Here is a 1,451-nt window from a genome sequence, read left to right on the forward strand (position 1 = left end):
AAGGAATCTCAATGAAGATGTCAAGTTGTCGCGGTGACAGGCGTGGGCATCTCGGGAGTGAATTCCCGGCCGTCGCGCAGCAGTGCCCAGAGGACGTCGACAAGACGGCGGGCGAGCGCTAGGAGCGCCTGGGTATGGACGAGTCGTTCGCCGCGCTTGCGGTCATAGAATTGCCGGGATGGTCCGGAGGCGCGGATGCTGGACAGCGCGGCTATGTAGAAGACACGGCGCAGTCTGCGGTTGTAGCGTTTGGGCCGGTGCAGGTTGCCGCTGATGCGACCGGAATCCTTTGGTACGGGCACCAATCCGGCATAGGAGGCCAGTCGGCCGGCTGTGGCGAACGAGGCCAGGTCTCCGCCGGTCGCGACGAGGAATTCAGCGCCCAGGCCGGGCCCGAAACCAGGCAGGGACTCGATGATCCGCGCGTGTGGATGGGCCCGGAAGCATTCGGAGATCGCCTTGTCGATGTCTTTGATCTCGCGGTCGAGCTTGAGCAGCTTACGGGCCATCCGTTTGACCAACGCGGCGGTGCCGCTTTCTCCGGGCAGTGCCAGGGACTGCTCGTGGGCCATGCTGACCGCGGTCGCCGCGGTCTTCTCGATGCTCGCGGGCCAGGCCTTGTTTTCGGTCAAATGGGTAGTGACACCGCCGATTCCGGCTGCACGGATCTCAGCCGGCGTGCACAGAGCCGCGACCAGGATCAGCGGTGTGCGGTTGGAGTAGTCAAACGCCGCCTCCAGCGCGGGAAAGATGGATCCGAGCAGTGCGCGCAGCCGGTTGATGCCACGCACCCAGTCCGCCATGAGGTCCGACCGGTACCCAGTCAACTGGGTCAACTCGATCACCAGCTCGTCGGGGATCGTGACCTCACTCAAATCGGCGCGCTGACGCGCGGTTTCGGCGATCACGCGAGCGTCTTTGGCGTCGGTCTTGCCCTCTCCGCGGAACGCGTGTGTCATCGTGTTGACCAGCCGGCCAGGTACATAAGCCAGCGGCTGCCCAGCGGCCAGCAAGACCGTGATCAGCATCAACGCCATCGGACTGGTCAGATCGATCGCCCACCGCACTTCCTCGGCGGTCTTGGCGGCTCGCTCGACCAGCTGCTCAAGCGAGCGCTGATCGTTGTCCACCTTCTGCGACCAACACACCGCGCCGGTGTCGTCCAGCGCACACGCGTGATGACTCGTCTTGCCGACATCGATTCCGACCCACACCCGCGGCCGCACCGTCACCCTTGCTCTCCTGTCATCGCAGGTCAACCCCGTGGACAACCCCGCCATCAGGTCCCTAAACAGCGACGATTCGCATCAGATCTCAATCAGTGGCCGGAGCGTCCAGCACGGCGGGGCAGCCATTCCTTCCGAGCCACAACAACCAACAAGTCCGCATCAGCTACACCCCACCGCGCTGGGCATCCAGGGCACTCACCCCAGACACCAACAAACTTAGGG

At 64.1% G+C, this 1,451-nt stretch carries 1 protein-coding gene; it reads right to left on the reverse strand.

Annotation, left to right across the window (positions count from 1 at the left end; genetic code table 11):
- Positions 1 to 20: 20 nt before the first annotated feature.
- Positions 21 to 1,232, reverse strand: a complete 1,212-nt coding sequence (locus N415_RS29995) for an IS110 family transposase (RefSeq protein WP_068189847.1) — start codon at positions 1,230 to 1,232, stop codon at positions 21 to 23.
- Positions 1,233 to 1,451: the final 219 nt, after the last annotated feature.

The organism is Mycobacterium sp. UM_CSW (genome assembly GCF_000455205.1).
Classification (GTDB): Bacteria; Actinomycetota; Actinomycetes; order Mycobacteriales; family Mycobacteriaceae; genus Mycobacterium.